Genomic DNA, 15,226 nt, shown 5'->3' with positions numbered 1-15,226 from the left:
GCACGCTCGGCGGCTCACGAAGACGACGTACAGAACCGTTGTGGCACATCGATTGTCCCAGTGGCTCCGCGCGACGCGGAACTGCATCCACATAGTGGGCCCGATCTGCCCTGAAGCTGCCCGCCAATTCGCGACATAAGCGGTCAATCTCTCAGGCGTCGTGGCGTTCGCGCAGCATCCACAGGCCCGCACCGGCTCCGAGGACGATCACGCCGGACACCACGCTCAGGACGATCTGCGCGCCTTCCCGGGGCATGCCCAGGCTGGCGAAGACATTGGCGGCGAGGGCGGCGACGAGGGCGGTCCACAGCAGCGACTTCATGACGGTTTCCTCCGTGTTCGGCGAGGTCTCCATCGTCGCGGGCGGGGCGGGTCCGGTACGAGGGAGCGCCCTCCCGGAAAGGGGGTACAGCAGGCTCCACCATGCCCTCTCCTCTTCGATGCCCCTCGGCTCTCCGGCTCCTCGCTCCTCCCCCGGCCCCTCGGTCCTTCGGTGGCCCCTCTTTCCTCCCCGGCCCCCGGTCCTTCGGTGGCGGCCCCGCCCCGACCCCTCGCCCCTCGGGCCCCGGTGGCCGACCCGGCGTCCCGCCCGCCCCTCGGGCCCCGGTGGCCGACCCGGCGTCCTGCCCGCCCCCGGTCCGCGCGTCGGCCCCCGCCCCACCTCAGCACTTCCCCCGCCAGGGCGGCCGGTACGAGGAGCCGATCCGGTACTCACCGGCCGCCGGCGCCCTCAGCCGGGTCCACTGCCCCGCGCGCTCCAGGCATCCGGCGTTCGACCGCAGCCAGGGCGAGTAGGCGATGCGGACGGTCACCGGCCCGCGTTCGCGGACCCGTACGACGAGGTCGGCGCCGTCCCGGCCGACGACGGACGCGCCGGCGCCCGTCACCAGGGGCGTCGCCTCCTCGACCCGGTAGACGCGCCAGTGGGCGTCGTGCCACACGAGCCGCAGCCAGTCCGGTCGGCCGCGGACGAGGGCGGCCTCCTCCTCCGCCGCCCAGTCCGGGGTGCCGTCCGGCAGGACGACGTACCCCACCGCCCAGCGGTCGAGCCAGGCGCGGTAGGTCGCGGCGGAGAAGGTCCCGTCGTAGAAGAGCGCCCCGCGCTCCAGGTCGATCTGGCGGTTCCAGCCGCGGGCCAGGTCGACGTGCGGGCCGAGGACGGTCGTCTCCCGGTGGTCGACCGCCGGTACGGCCTCGACGCGGGTGCGGTCGGCGCCGAGGCGGTCCAGGGCGGCCACCACCCCCTCCGCATCCGCGGCCCATGCCGGGACGGGGGTCGACATCTCCAGCACGTGGACGGCGTGCTCCGACACCCACTGCACGGACAGCACCAGGGCGGCGGCGAGGGCGACCCTCCGCCAGGTCCGCACCCCGTGGGCCAGGATCGCGGCGAGCAGGACCGGGGCAGCGAACAGTTCGGCGAGGCGTACGACGTTCGACCCGACCGGCGACGGAACGAGGAAGGTCAGCACGACCCCGACCGCGTAGACCCAGGCGCCGTGGCGCAGCGCCCGCCATTCGCGCGGCGCCAGCGCGAGGAGCAGAACGCCGAAGAGGACCGGCTTCCAGACATCGCCGGGCGACATCGGCATCTCGCCACCGAAGGGAAACACCAGGGTGGTGAGTCCGACGACGACGGCGGGCGGGGCGCACAGGGCGACCGCCTTCCGCCAGTCCCGGTCCAGCAGCCACCCCGCGCCCGCGACGAGCAGGAACAGTCCGGCGACCGGGCTGGCCGTCGTCGCCAGCGCGCCGAGCACACCCGCGAGGACCGGGCGGCGCGACGTCCCCGTCAGCACCAGGCAGGCGGCAAGGGCGAGGGCCACGCCCAGGGCGAAGGTGGACCGCCCGGACGCGACATTGCACCAGAGGGTCAGCGTCGCCAGCAGGGCGGGCCACAGGGGCCTGCGCATCCCGCTGCGCACGAACAGGTCCGCCGCCAGCCAGGAGGCGGCCGCTCCGGAGAGGACGGTGACGGTCCGCACTCCGAGCAGGGCCATCAACTGCGGTGCGAAGACGCTGTAGTTGCCGACGTGGATGCCGCCGTACCAGGACAGGTTGTACGGGGCGCCGGGGTGCCGCGCCACGAAGTCGGTCCAGGACACCTGGGCCGCCAGGTCTCCGCCGCCGGTGGCGAGGAAGGCCGCCCAGAGCGCGTACAGGGGCACGGACAGGGCGGTGGCCAGGATCGGCACGCGGTAGCGCTGCCGGAAGGCACCGGCCCGCACGGGTTCGTCGGTGCGGGGGTTCCCGGCGAGCAATTCGGTAGTCCCGGCAGAGGACTGCACGAGGCGGCGCACGGACGGTTCCGTTTCGTTGGTCGAGCAGGGGCGGCAAGGTGTACACGCTACGACCTTGCCGACGCGGGTCGACGAGTCGGCCCGTACGTCCCGGGCAACGCCGAAGGCGGCGGAGCCCCGGATCCAGGAGGATTCGGGGCCCCGCCGCCTTCGTACGGGGTTCGGTGCCGCGGGAGGAAGCGGTGCGTGCGTGCGCGCCGGTCAGGCGGCGGAGCCCGCCTTCCAGTCCGCCCAGTTCATGTTCCAGCCGTTGAGGCCGTTGTCCGGGGTGATGGTCCTGTCCGGGGAGTTCTTGACGACGACCACGTCACCGATGAGGGAGTTGTCGTAGAACCAGGCGCCGGGCTGGCCGCCGTCGCCCGCGCCCTTCACGTCGGGGAGGCCGACGCAGCCGTGGCTGGTGTTGGCGCTGCCGAAGATCGATCGCGCGCCCCAGTAGTTGCCGTGGATGAAGGTGCCGGAGTTCGACAGCCGCATGGCGTGCGGAACGTCCTTGATGTCGTACTCGCCACCGAAGCCGACGGTGTCACCGTTCATCCGGGTCTCCTTGTACTTCTCGGAGATCACCATCTGCCCGTTGTACGTGGGGTTGGCGGAGGAGCCCGCCGATATCGGGATGGTCTTGATCGTCTTGCCGTCCCGGGTGACGGTCATGGTGTGGGTCTTGGCGTCGACCGTCGAGACCTGGTTGCGACCGATCTTGAAGGTGACCGTCTTCTGCTGCACGCCGTAGACGCCGTCCGCACCCTCGACGCCGTCGAGGTCCAGCTTCAGCGTGACGGTGGAGCCGCCCTGCCAGTAGTTCTCGGGGCGCAGGTCGAGACGCTGGTTGTTGAACCAGTGGCCGGCGACCTCCTGGCCGCTGCTGGACGTCACGGTGATGCCGGCCTGGACGGCCTTGCGGTCCGTGATCGGCTTGTTGAAGTTGATCGAGACCGGCATCCCGACACCGACGGTGGAGCCGTCCTCGGGGGTGAAGTTGCCGATGAAGCTGTTGGCGGGCGACACGGTGGTGAAGGAGGAGTTCTCGTGCGCCTCGCGGCCCTTGGAGTCCTTGGCCGTCGCGCTGATCTTGTACGTGGTCGAGCGCTCCAGCTGGGCGTCGGGCTTCCAGCTCTTGCCGTCGGCGGCGAGCGTGCCCTTGACCGCCGCGCCGGTCGACGTGGTCATGGTGACCTCGCTCAGCGTGCCCTTGGCGACGGTGACCTTGGCGGCGTTGTTGATGCTCGCGTTGTCCGTGCCGTCCTTGGGCGCGATGGATATCTGTGCTTCCGACGTCTCCTCGGCCGCAGCCTTGTCGACCTCGGACGTCTGCGACTTCTTCGAGCCGTCGGCGGCGCCGTCGGCCTTGCCGTCGTTGCAGGCAGTGAGTATCAGTACGCCACCGAGCAGTGCGGACGCGGCCACGAGGCCCTTGCGCCGCTTGCTGTCCGTCATCACACGCTTCTCCATCGTTGCCGAATCCCCAAAAACCCCGAGCGGGGCCGCCGAACCATCGGCGAAACCCGTCATTGTTCCAAGAACCCATTGATAGGGTCCTTCGTTCCACATCCGCGAAGGATGTGGGGAACAACACTGATCGACGCGCTCAGGGCCGCGGCGGTTCCCGATGTCGGCCGCGGTCCGCGGAACCGGCGACGAGGCCCTCCCGCGGTGGGGGACGCCGTCGGCGTCTCCGGCGCTCCGCAGGGAAGGGCCCACGTCGTCTCGCCGCCACGACCCGTGCCCCTCGCCGCTTCCCCGCCGTGGTCCGTCTCCTTCCCCACGGCGGCGCCGCGGAACCGCGCGAATTCCCCAAGGCGGCGCCGCGGAACCGCGCGAACCGTGTCGCCCAGGGACTGCGCATGCCCCGGCGCCCGGGACTGCGCATGCTCCGGCGCCCAAGCACTCCGCACGCTCCGGCACGCGGGGACTGCGCACACTCCGGCGTGCGAAGGGCTCGGACGCACGGCGCCCTCACACGCCTCGCCACCCGCCCACCTGCCCGCCCACCTGCCCGCCCGGCCGGCCGGTCCGGATCGCCTCCCGGCCGGATCGGTCCCGCGACGGGAGGCCCGATGCCGCGAGGCCGACGTCCGCCCGTCGCGGCACCGGTTCCCGTTCCGCCGCGGCACGGGTTGCCGCCCTGTCGCGGCACCGGTTCCCGGCGGGTGCGGCGCCGGGAACCGTCGAGCCCGTCAGGCCAGCGGTCCGGTCACCGGTTCGACCGCGGCGACAAGTCGGCCCGCGCGGACGAACGTGTCCGCGGCGGCCAGGTCGGGCGACAGGAAGCGGTCCGGCCCCGGCCCCTCGACGCCCGCCGCACGCAGCGCCTCGATGACGGCCCGTGAGGCGGGCGCGGGGGTGAGGCCCTGGGCGGCGCGCAACTCGACGGCGCGGGTCGCCGCGTACAGCTCGACGGCGATGATCCGGGCGAGGTTGTCGACGGCGGTACGCAGTTTGCGCGCCGCCGACCAGCCCATGGAGACGTGGTCCTCCTGCATCGCGGACGACGGGATGGAGTCGGCCGAGGCGGGGACGGCGAGCCGCTTCATCTCACTGACCAGGGCGGCCTGGGTGTACTGGGCGATCATCAGGCCGGAGTCCACACCGGCGTCGTCGGCGAGGAACGGCGGCAGCCCGTGCGAACGGTTCTTGTCCAGCAGCCGGTCGGTGCGGCGCTCGGTGATCGAGCCGAGGTCGGCGGCGGCGATCGCCAGGAAGTCGAGGACGTACGCGACGGGTGCGCCGTGGAAGTTCCCGTTGGACTCGACCCGCCCGTCGGGCAGGACGACGGGGTTGTCGACGGCGGCGGCGAGTTCGCGGTCCGCGACGGTCGCGGCGTGGGCGAGAGTGTCCCGTCCGGCGCCGTTGACCTGGGGTGCGCAGCGCACGGAGTAGGCGTCCTGCACGCGAGGCGCGTCGTCCTGGTGATGACCGGTCAGGCCCGATCCGGCGAGGACCCGCAGCATGTTGTCGGCGCTGGCGCCCTGGCCCGGGTGCGGGCGGATCGCATGCAGTTCCGGGGCGAGCACCTTGTCCGTGCCGAGCAGCGCCTCCAGGGACAGGGCGGCGGTGATGTCGGCCGAGGTGTAGAGGGTCTTCAGGTCGGCGAGCGCCATGACGAGCATGCCGAGCATGCCGTCGGTGCCGTTGAGGAGGGCCAGGCCCTCCTTCTCACGCAGTTCCACCGGGGTGATGCCGTGGGCGGCGAGCAGTTCGCCGGCGGGGCGCACGGTGCCGTCGGGCCCCTCCGCGTCCCCCTCGCCCATCAGGGTCAGGGCGCAGTGCGAGAGCGGGGCCAGGTCGCCGGAGCAGCCGAGCGATCCGTACTCGTGGACAACGGGGGTGATGCCCGCGTTGAGAACGTCGGCCATGGTCTGCGCGACCTCGGGGCGTACGCCGGTGTGTCCGGAGGCGACGGTCTTCAACCGCAGGAACATCAGGGCGCGCACGACCTCGCGTTCGACGCGCGGGCCCATCCCCGCTGCGTGCGAGCGGACGATGTTGCGCTGGAGCTGTGCGCGGAGGTCGTGGCCGATGTGCCGGGTGGCCAGGGCTCCGAATCCGGTGGAGACGCCGTAGACCGGCTCGGGCTTGGCGGCGAGCGCGTCGACGATCTCGCGGGCGGCGGCGAGTGCGCTCACGGCGGCCGCGGAGAGCTCGACACGAGCGTTGTCGCGGGCCACGGCGATGACGTCCTGGGCCGTGGTACCGGACGTCCCCACCACGACTGTGTGCATATCCATATTCAGCAGCGTACGGACTGAATCCCGTCATGTCACGAGTGGGTGCGCGGTCCGCCCCTTACGACCTCGCCCACGACAGGCCGCAACGGGGCGGGACGGGAGGGCGGGGCCGTCGCGCCCGGCCGCACCACCGGTCGCGCCACCCGCCGGACCGATCACCGCACCGCCCGGCCGGCAGGCCGCACCACCGGTCACACCGCCCATCGGACCGATCATCGCCGCCCGCCGGACCGATCGCCGGACCGATCGCGGACCACCCGGCCGCACCGCCCACCGGACCATCTGCGAGGTCCGGACCGACCTCGGGGTCAGAGCCTGCTGCCGCGCAGATGCCGACGGTCGTGCGCGAATCGGGGCGGGGCGTCGGCCAGCCGCAGCGCCTCGCCGTCACGCCCCGCCACCACCGGCCCCGTCGAGCGCGCCGCCTTCGCCCGGTACTGGGCCGCATCCGCGAGCCGGAACAGTCGCCGCGCCGAGACCGTCGGCTGCCCGATCGGGTCACCGGTGGAGGCGATCCCGCACGCCACCCCGTCGCCCAACTCCAACTCGGCCGCCCGGTCGCAGAGTTCGGTTGCGACACGGATCACGTCGTCCTCCTCCGGGCCCACCGCGAGAAGACAGAACTCGTCTCCGCCGAGTCGGGCCGCGAGGGCGCCGGGGAGCATCGCACCGCAGCGGGACAGCACCGAGCCGAAACGTTCCAGCAGGCGGTCGCCGACGGCGTGGCCGTGCGTGTCGTTGACCCGCTTGAGGCCGTTGAGGTCGCAGACCACCAGGCTGACCACCGCCCCGTCCGCCCGGTGCCGTTCGATCGCCTCGTCGAGCCGCATGTCGACCGCGCGCCGGTTGGCCAGCCCGGTCAGCGGGTCGGTGAAGGCGAGCCTGCGGACCTCTTCGAGCCGCTCGGCCTGGGAGATCCCGGCCGCGACGACGGCGGCGAGCACGGTGGCGAAGTCCGCGTCCTCGCGTCCGAACACCGGCTGCCCCGCCGGGCGGGCCACGTACAGCTCGCCCCAGGCCCGCCCGTGCAGCACGATCGGCGCGATCACGCAGCAGCCCCGTCCGCGCCGGCGCAGTGCGGCCACCCGCTGATGGGAGTAGCCGCCCCCGTACCCGCGCTCCCCCGCGCCCGGGGCGTCGCCCGCCGAGGTGTCGTCGATCTCCACCCAGGCGTCGGGCTCGCCCCCGGCGGCCCACCGTTCGTGCAGGAACTCGGTGATCTCCGGGAACCGGTACACGGGGTACGCCTCCTCCTCGGGGAACTCCTCCTCCCCCACAGCCCGTTCGCCGGCGTTCACCAGCACCCGCAGCCGCCCCCGTCCGCGCTCCCACACGGAGAGCGCGGCGAAGGAGCCGCCCAGCGCCTCGCACGCACCCAGCGCGGCCGCTCGCCACGACCCCCGCGGGGTGTGCGCCGCCGCCATCGCCTGCGCAAGCGAAACCACGGCCCGCAGCCGTGCATCCTCACCACCCATCACTACAGCTTATGTAGATTTGTGGTGATTTGATCAGTTTGAGGCGTCTAAATTATTCACTGCGTGTCCCTTTGAACGCGCAACGTTACTCACCGGGCCAGTTCGGCTTCCTCTTCTCGTTGAACGCGGCGACGCCCTCGGCCCGGTCGCCGGAGAAGGCCACCGAGCGCCACGCGGCGTCCTCGACCTCCAGCCCCGTCCGCAGATCGAGACCGTGCCCGACTCGCAGGGCCCGCTTGGCCGCCCGCAGCCCGACCGGGGAGTTGGCGGCGATCCGGCCGGCGAGCGCGAGCGCGGCCTCGCGGTCCCGCCCCGCCTCCACCAGCTCGTCGACGAGGCCGGTGTCGTGCGCCTCGGCCGCCTCCACCCGCCGGGCCGTGAAGACCAGCTCCGCCGCCCGCGCCGCCCCGACCCGCCGCGGCAGCAACTGCGTACCGCCCCCGCCGGGGATGACACCGACCGACACCTCGGGCAGGCCCACCACGGCGGTGCGGTCGGCGACGATCAGGTCGCAGGACAGGGCCAGCTCGAAACCGCCGCCGAGCGCGAAACCGTGCACCGCCGCGATGGTCGGCATCGGCAGCTCCAGCACCCCGGTGTACGCGGCGCGGGCGGTGGGGCGCTGGCGCAGCAGTTCGGCGTCGGTGAAGGAGTTCCGTTCCTTCAGGTCGGCGCCCACGCAGAAGGCCCGCTCATGGCTGGAGGTGAGGACGGCGGCCCGCACGGCCGGGTCGGCGGCGAGCGCGGCACAGGCGGCGGCGATCGAGCGGGCCATGTCCGTGGACACCGCGTTCATCGCCTTCGGCCGGTCGAGGACCAGTTCGGCCACGTGCTCCTGCCCCTCGTGGACCCGCACCACGACGTACTCCCCGAACCGCTGCTCGGACGTGACGGTCATGACTTCACTCCTCCGGTTAACGATCGTTTCCGGAGGGATCCTATGGGGCCCGGGACGCCGGTCCCGGGTGCGGTGGCACGGCCCCCTCGGACGGTGCGAGGCGGCGCCGGAGCCCGCTGCGGCGGGGCCGGACGTACCGGGCGGGTCACGGCGGGCCCGCTACCGGACGGACCCACCCGCCGAATGCGCGGCATCCCGACGGACGCGGCTCAGAACACGCCAGGGACGCTCGACGCACGGGCGCCTCAGGACACACGGGGAACGCCTCGCCGCACGCGCCTCAGGACGTACCCGGCGTGGCGCGGCGGAGTGGTGGAGCGGAGTGGCCCGGCGGACGCGCCTCAGGACGTACCCGGCGTGGCGCGGCGGAGTGGTGGAGCGGAGTGGCCCGGCGCACGCGCCTCAGGACGTACCCGGCGTGGCGCGGCGGGCCAGCAGCCAGGGCTCCACGACCCCGAGGCCGCGCACCGGCCGCTGCCACATGGGCTGCAGTCCGTAGCGGTACCTCGGCAGGGGCTTCGGCTCCAGGCCCTCCCGGCGGTCCTTCTCGGCCGCCGCGGCCGCCTCGGCGGCCTGCGCCTCGGAGGCCGGGGCATCGCCGGTGCGCGTCAGTTCCTCCGCGAACGCGCCGTCCACCAGCACGGCGTTCTTCGGCGCTATCGAGGTCAGCCGACTGGCGAGGTTCACCGTCGTACCGAAGACGTCGCCCATGCGTGTGGTGACGGTGCCGAAGGCGATGCCGACGCGCAGTGCGGGCATCGTCTCGTCCTGGGTCATCACCTCGATGAGGCGCAGAGCGATCTCGGCGGCCGTACCGGCGTCGTCGGCGGCGAAGAGGACCTCGTCGCCGAGGGTCTTGATGAGCCGACCCCCGTGGGCGGCGACCAGGTCGGCGGAGGTGGTCTCGAATGCCTCGACGAGTTCGCCGAGCTCCTCCTCCTCCAGGCGCCGGGTCAGCCGGGTGAACCCGACGAGGTCGGCGAAGCCGACGGCCAGGCGCCGGTCGACCATCTCCTCGTCGTCGGCGGCCTGGACGACCCTCCCGGTGGCGGCGGCGAGCTGGCGCCGCCACACGTACACCAGGAACTCCTGCAACTCCGGCAGGAGCAGCTCGATCAGCGGGTAGGTGACCTCGGTCCGGGTCATGCCGGGCTCGGGCGGTTCGGTCAGCCCTTCCAGGAACGAGTCGATCTGCCACTCCGCCAGCCGGGCGGTGGTCTGCCCGGTGGACCGGGCGACCTGGATCGCCATCGGCTCGCTGAGCAGCCCCGCCTCCACGAGACCGGCGAGGCGGCGCAGCGCCAGCACGTCGGCCTCGGTGAGCGCGCGGGCCTGCCCGATGTCGGCGAAGCCCATGGCCCGCCAGAACCGCGAGGCGAGGTCCATCGAGACGCCCGCGCTGCGGGCCGCCTGGAAGGGCGTGTAGCGACGGTCGGCGCCGAGGATCAACTGTTCCAGGCGGATCGCGAGGGGGTCGTCGCTCGGTTCCGCCGTGTGGTCGACTTCGTGATGCGGTGTGGGGTGGACCGAGGGCCCCGACGGGGGCTCCTCGCCCGCGCCGGAAGTCGTGTCGCCGACGGTCACCAGCCGCCTCCTGCCCGTTCCCTGCGCACTGCCCTGCCGATCTGTCGGTGGATCGCCTCAACGATACGGCAGGTGTGCCGTGGCTCACGTCCGCGATCCGGCCGGAGCGCTGCCGGAGCGCCCCCCAACATCCCTGGTACGCCCCCCGTGCGCCCCGGAGCCCCGTCGGCCCCGGACGGTGCCGGAACGAGCCGCAACGGGCCGGAGAAGCACGGGGGACGCCGGAGCCCGGTGGGAGGCGGAACGGCCGGCGGGACGGCCCGGCGGAACGCGACCCGCGCCCGCCCCCTGCCCCGCGCCCGCAACCCGTCCCGAATCCGCCCCGAATCCGTCCCGGCCGCGTCAGGTCAGTCCGCCCCCGGATCCGCGCAGGTGCACGATGTCGCCCGCGGACAGAGGTTCGCGCAGGCCCTCGTCGGTGGACAGCACCAGCCGGCCGCCGCTGTCGATCGCCACGGCCTCTCCGACGAGCGTGCGGTCGCCGGGCAGCTGGGCCCGTACCGTGCGACCGAGCGTCGCACAGCCCGCCGCGTACGCCTCCTGGAGGCCGCCGGCCGCCGCGTCGCCGTCGGCGGCACGCCACCGCCCGTACCACTCCTCCAGGGAGCGCAGCACACCGCGCAGCAGGGTCTCGCGGTCGGTGGAGACCGCTCCGGCCAGGGAGAGCGATCCGGCTGTGGGGGCGGGGAGTTCGGCGGCGCGGAGGGTGACGTTGACGCCGGTGCCGATGACGACGCCGTCCCCGGCACGCTCGGCGAGGATGCCGCCCGCCTTGCGTTCCTCACCGGCCACGGTCACCAGGAGGTCGTTGGGCCATTTCAGGGCGGTGTCGACGCCCGCGGCGCGGGCCAGGCCGGTCGCGACGGCGACGCCGGTGAGCAGCGGCAGCCATCCCCACCGGTCGACGGGGATGTCGCCGGGCTTCAGGAAGACGGAGAAGAACAGCCCCGAACGGGCCGGAGCCGTCCAGGTGCGGTCGAGCCTGCCGCGGCCCGCGGTCTGCTCCTCGGCGACCAGTACAGCGCCCTCGGCGAGCCCCGAGGCCGCCCGCGCGGCGAGGTCGGAATTGGTGGACCCGGTGGTCTCCACGACATCGAGCGAGGTCCACAGTCCGCCCGGCCGCAGCAGCCCGCGGCGCAGCGCGGGGACGTTCAGGGGGGGCCGGTCGAGGTCCGACCAGCGGCTGTGAAACGCATCCGAAGGTGTCATGCAAGCCAGACTAGGTGTGGTAAACGACGCACTGCTGATCCGTATCGGCGCCGATACGCTACGGATCAGTAGGTGTGCCAGAAGCTGACCGTCCGGTGTTCCGGGCCTGATCAGCAGCACAGTCGTCCCCCGTGACCAGGCAGGGAGCCGCCACCCGATGTCCGAGCCGGAAGAGACCGACATCCACACCACCGCGGGCAAGATCGCGGACCTGCGCCGCCGTATCGACGAGGCGACGAACGCGGGCTCCGCACGTGCGGTCGAGAAGCAGCACGCAAAGGGCAAGCTGACCGCCCGGGAGCGGGTCGACCTGCTGCTCGACGAGGGTTCCTTCGTGGAACTCGACGAATTCGCCCGGCACCGCTCCACCAATTTCGGCATCGAGAAGAACCGGCCGTACGGGGACGGTGTCGTCACCGGCTACGGCACGGTCGACGGCCGTCCTGTCTGCGTCTATTCGCAGGACTTCACGATCTTCGGCGGCTCGCTCGGCGAGGTCTACGGTGAGAAAATCGTCAAGGTGATGGACTTCGCGCTGAAGACCGGCTGCCCGATCATCGGCATCAACGACGGCGGCGGCGCGCGTATCCAGGAAGGGGTCGCCGCCCTGGGCCTGTTCGCCGAGATCTTCCGCCGCAATGTGCACGCCTCGGGTGTCGTCCCGCAGATCTCGCTGATCGTCGGGCCGTGTGCGGGCGGCGCGGTCTACTCCCCCGCGATCACCGACTTCACCGTGATGGTCGACCAGACCTCGCACATGTTCATCACCGGTCCCGACGTGATCAAGACCGTCACCGGCGAGGACGTCGGCTTCGAGCAACTCGGCGGCGCCCGCACGCACAACACCACCTCCGGGGTGGCGCACCACATGGCGGGTGACGAGAAGGACGCCATCGAGTACGTCAAGTCGCTGCTGTCTTACCTGCCTTCGAACAATCTCTCGGAGGCTCCGGCCTTCCCGGAGGAGGCGGACCTCGCCACCACCGACGAGGACCGCGAGCTCGACACCCTCATCCCGGACTCGGCGAACCAGCCGTACGACATGCACCACGCCATCGAGCACGTGCTGGACGACGGCGAGTTCCTGGAGACCCAGACCCTGTTCGCGCCGAACATCATCACCGGCTTCGGGCGGGTCGAGGGCTATCCGGTCGGCATCGTCGCCAACCAGCCGATGCAGTTCGCGGGCTGCCTCGACATCAACGCGAGCGAGAAGGCGGCCCGGTTCGTCCGTACCTGCGACGCGTTCAACGTGCCCGTCCTGACCTTCGTCGACGTGCCCGGTTTCCTGCCCGGCGTCGACCAGGAGTACGGCGGCATCATCCGGCGCGGCGCCAAGCTGATCTACGCCTACGCGGAGGCGACGGTCCCGCTGATCACGGTGATCACCCGCAAGGCGTTCGGCGGCGCGTACGACGTGATGGGCTCCAAGCACCTGGGCGCCGACATCAACCTCGCCTGGCCGACCGCGCAGATCGCCGTCATGGGCGCGCAGGGCGCGGTGAACATCCTGCACCGCCGGACCCTCGCCGCCATCACCGATCCCCGCGAGGCGGACGCGACCCGCGCCGAGCTGATCACCGACTACGAGGACACACTGCTCAACCCGTACGTGGCGGCCGAGCGCGGCTACGTGGACGCGGTGATCATGCCGTCCGACACCCGCGCCCACATCGTGAAGGGGCTGCGTCAGCTGCGCACGAAGCGGGAATCACTGCCCCCGAGGAAGCACGGCAACATCCCCCTCTAGAAAGGTCCCTGGCCATGATCAAGGTCGTACGGGGCAACCCGACCCCGGAGGAGCTGGCCGCCGCGCTCGCGGTGGTACGGGCTCGCGCCGCGGCGACGGCCTCCGGCGGGTCGTCCGGGGCTCCGGCGCTGCTCGGGCACTGGTCCGACCCGGCCCGCGTCGCCCGCCGCGAGCGCCGGGTACCGGGACCGCGCGCCTGGGCACGGACGTACTGGCCCGACTGAGGGCTGTCCCACGGATGTGGCGGCCCCGGACGGTCGCGAGCCGTCCGGGCGGCTCGCACGGTCATTCGCCCATACGTGTCGGCGGAGGTCCGGGTCCTCGGCGGTCGCCGGGGTCCGGGCCTCCGGCGCGTCGCGGCGCGATCTGGTCCGTATGCGTCACGGCGCCTGAGTACGGGTACTCAGGCGCCGTGTCCGCCGTCGCAGCAGGATCGGTCCATGCTGTGGTCCGACCCGGAGAACAAGCCTCCGAAGGAATTGCGCGACGCCCAGGACATGATGCGGCGCGCGGGGCTGGTGGTCGCGCTCGCGATGGTGGTCCTGATGCTGGTGCTCGGAACACGCTGAGACCGCGGGCACGCCGGGGCCGGGGAACACGCCGGGGCCACGTGCACGCCGGGGCCGGGACATGCCGGGCGGCCGGATCGGGCCGATGCCCTGCCGGGCCGGGTGCCGCACCGCCCCTTCTACGATGGCGCGTATGACTGATCAGCGCCGTCTCGTGCTCGCCTCCGCCTCCCCCGCCCGTCTCGGTCTGCTGCGGCAGGCCGGATTCGCGCCCGAGGTGGTCGTCAGCGGGGTGGACGAGGACGCCCTGAGCGCGGCGACGCCCGCCGAGCTGGCGCTGGTGCTCGCCGAGGCGAAGGCCGCGGCGGTGGCCGGTCGCCCGGAGGCGGCGGGCGCGCTGGTCATCGGATGCGATTCGGTCCTGGAACTCGACGGCGAGGCGCTCGGCAAGCCGACCGACGCCGAGGAGGCCACCGCCCGCTGGAAGTCCATGCGCGGCCGGGCCGGCGTGCTGCGGACCGGTCACAGCGTCATCGACACCACGACCGGGCGCACCGCCTCGGCGACCGCGTCCACGACGGTCCGTTTCGGCGAGCCGACGGACGCCGAGGTCGCCGCCTACGTGGCCTCCGGCGAGCCGCTGCACGTGGCGGGCGCCTTCACCCTGGACGGCCGTTCGGCCCCGTTCGTCGAGTCCATCGAGGGCGACCACGGCAACGTCATCGGGCTCTCGCTGCCGCTGCTGCGCCGCCTGCTGGGCGAGCTCGGGGTCTCCGTCACCGATCTCTGGGTCTGAGCCGCCGCCGACCCGCGGAACCCCGGAACGCCACCGGCCCCGGAACACGGCAGGCCCTCGAAGCACCGCAGGCACCTGGAAGCACCGGCGCCGCAGCACCCGGAGCGCCGCGGGGCCGGATTCGGCCCCGCTCACCGCCCTCCGGGGCTGGGCCGTCACCGCGCTCCGGGCGTCGCGGTCAGGCCGCCGCCGGTGCGGCCGGCCCGGACTCCTGCGCGGGGCCGCCGCCCGTGGGCCCACCGCCCGTGGGCCGACCCTTCTCCGGGCCGTAGGCCACCAGGGTCAGCACGATCAGTGCGAGCGTCACCATCAGACACGCGAACGCGGTCCAGCCGACCGGACCGACCGCCACCGCGCCGAGCACCCCGTGCCCCACGGCACAGACGATGAGAGCGATGCGGCCGATCCGGCCGGGTATCCGGTCCCGCACCCCGGCCAGCAGCAGCACCACCCCGCACAGCACCAGGCAGAGGCCGAGGATGCCGCCCATCACCCAGGCGCCGCCGGTCATGGCCGCGGGCTCCAGCCCGGCCAGCGACATGTCCTGGTTCCTGACCACTTCCGCCAGGACGACGTTCACCAGCGCGACGCCCGCGGCCTCCACGAAGAGCACGAGCGCGGCCACGAACGCCACCGTTCTGCGCACCACTGCGCCCACCCCCTGTTACCGGTAGTACGTGTGACAGCCTGTTACCTGCAGTACATGCAACAGCGCGGACCCTACTCACCGGTAACGCCCGGGACAAGGCTTCGCACGACCGAGACCGCCGTTCCTCTGCCGTTCCCCACTCGTTCCGCCCCCGATCCACGCCCGTTCCCGCCGTCCCCCGTCCGTGGGGCCCACCCGTGCGCTCCCCGCGCGCGCCCGCGTCCGCAGCGCTCGCGCGTCGGGCAAAGAATCGTTCGTCCATTAGTGGGGACTCCACAAAGAAACGCCGAGTCCGGCTGCTTGCCCGAACAGAGACCTGGACCACACC

At 72.7% G+C, this 15,226-nt stretch carries 13 protein-coding genes; 4 read left to right on the top strand and 9 right to left on the bottom strand.

The window, feature by feature from the left end; all coding sequences use genetic code 11:
- Positions 1-151: 151 nt before the first annotated feature.
- The 8 genes from ACFC79_RS00860 to ACFC79_RS00825 all read right to left on the bottom strand — a co-directional run bounded on the left by ACFC79_RS00860 (position 152) and on the right by ACFC79_RS00825 (position 11,194).
- A complete protein-coding gene (locus ACFC79_RS00860) occupies positions 152-322 on the bottom strand; it encodes a hypothetical protein (RefSeq protein ID WP_376233374.1) in 171 nt (56 codons plus the stop codon).
- 340 nt (positions 323-662) lie between these two features.
- Positions 663-2,228 (bottom strand): hypothetical protein, encoded by a 1,566-nt coding sequence (locus ACFC79_RS00855; protein ID WP_376234858.1) that lies wholly within the window; start codon positions 2,226-2,228, stop codon positions 663-665.
- Between the two features lie 273 nt (positions 2,229-2,501).
- A complete protein-coding gene (locus ACFC79_RS00850) occupies positions 2,502-3,752 on the bottom strand; it encodes an Ig-like domain-containing protein (RefSeq protein ID WP_376233371.1) in 1,251 nt (416 codons plus the stop codon).
- Positions 3,753-4,477: 725 nt separating this feature from the next.
- Positions 4,478-6,028, bottom strand: a complete 1,551-nt coding sequence (gene hutH / locus ACFC79_RS00845; RefSeq protein WP_376233369.1) for a histidine ammonia-lyase — start codon at positions 6,026-6,028, stop codon at positions 4,478-4,480.
- A 308-nt stretch (positions 6,029-6,336) separates the two neighbouring features.
- Complete coding sequence (locus ACFC79_RS00840; protein ID WP_376233367.1) at positions 6,337-7,503, bottom strand: diguanylate cyclase domain-containing protein; 1,167 nt, start codon at positions 7,501-7,503, stop codon at positions 6,337-6,339.
- An 85-nt stretch (positions 7,504-7,588) separates the two neighbouring features.
- A complete protein-coding gene (locus tag ACFC79_RS00835; RefSeq protein ID WP_376233365.1) occupies positions 7,589-8,401 on the bottom strand; it encodes an enoyl-CoA hydratase/isomerase family protein in 813 nt (270 codons plus the stop codon).
- A gap of 402 nt (positions 8,402-8,803) precedes the next feature.
- Positions 8,804-9,985 (bottom strand): adenylate/guanylate cyclase domain-containing protein, encoded by a 1,182-nt coding sequence (locus ACFC79_RS00830; RefSeq protein ID WP_376233364.1) that lies wholly within the window; start codon positions 9,983-9,985, stop codon positions 8,804-8,806.
- Between the two features lie 342 nt (positions 9,986-10,327).
- Positions 10,328-11,194: a biotin--[acetyl-CoA-carboxylase] ligase gene (locus ACFC79_RS00825; RefSeq protein WP_376233362.1), complete on the bottom strand. Its 867-nt coding sequence runs from the start codon at positions 11,192-11,194 to the stop codon at positions 10,328-10,330.
- A 157-nt stretch (positions 11,195-11,351) separates the two neighbouring features.
- On the opposite strand from ACFC79_RS00825, the gene ACFC79_RS00820 reads away from it, so the two are divergent.
- The 4 genes from ACFC79_RS00820 to ACFC79_RS00805 all read left to right on the top strand — a co-directional run bounded on the left by ACFC79_RS00820 (position 11,352) and on the right by ACFC79_RS00805 (position 14,249).
- Positions 11,352-12,944: an acyl-CoA carboxylase subunit beta gene (locus tag ACFC79_RS00820; protein WP_376233359.1), complete on the top strand. Its 1,593-nt coding sequence runs from the start codon at positions 11,352-11,354 to the stop codon at positions 12,942-12,944.
- A 14-nt stretch (positions 12,945-12,958) separates the two neighbouring features.
- Positions 12,959-13,168, top strand: a complete 210-nt coding sequence (locus ACFC79_RS00815; RefSeq protein WP_376233358.1) for an acyl-CoA carboxylase epsilon subunit — start codon at positions 12,959-12,961, stop codon at positions 13,166-13,168.
- Between the two features lie 216 nt (positions 13,169-13,384).
- Positions 13,385-13,513: a morphogenic membrane protein MmpB gene (mmpB, locus tag ACFC79_RS00810; protein WP_376233356.1), complete on the top strand. Its 129-nt coding sequence runs from the start codon at positions 13,385-13,387 to the stop codon at positions 13,511-13,513.
- 124 nt (positions 13,514-13,637) lie between these two features.
- Entirely contained in the window at positions 13,638-14,249 is a 612-nt protein-coding gene (locus tag ACFC79_RS00805) for a nucleoside triphosphate pyrophosphatase (protein WP_376233353.1), read from the top strand.
- Positions 14,250-14,427: 178 nt separating this feature from the next.
- On the opposite strand, the gene ACFC79_RS00800 is transcribed toward ACFC79_RS00805, so the two are convergent.
- Positions 14,428-14,907 carry a hypothetical protein gene (locus ACFC79_RS00800; RefSeq protein ID WP_376233351.1) on the bottom strand — a complete coding sequence of 160 codons (480 nt, stop codon included), beginning with the start codon at positions 14,905-14,907 and terminating at the stop codon, positions 14,428-14,430.
- Positions 14,908-15,226 lie beyond the last annotated feature (319 nt).

This window comes from Streptomyces sp. NPDC056061, from assembly GCF_042266885.1.
Lineage (GTDB): Bacteria > Actinomycetota > Actinomycetes > Streptomycetales > Streptomycetaceae > Streptomyces.
The sequence above is the reverse complement of the archived record's forward strand: the minus strand, read 5'-3'. Positions and strand labels throughout refer to the sequence as shown.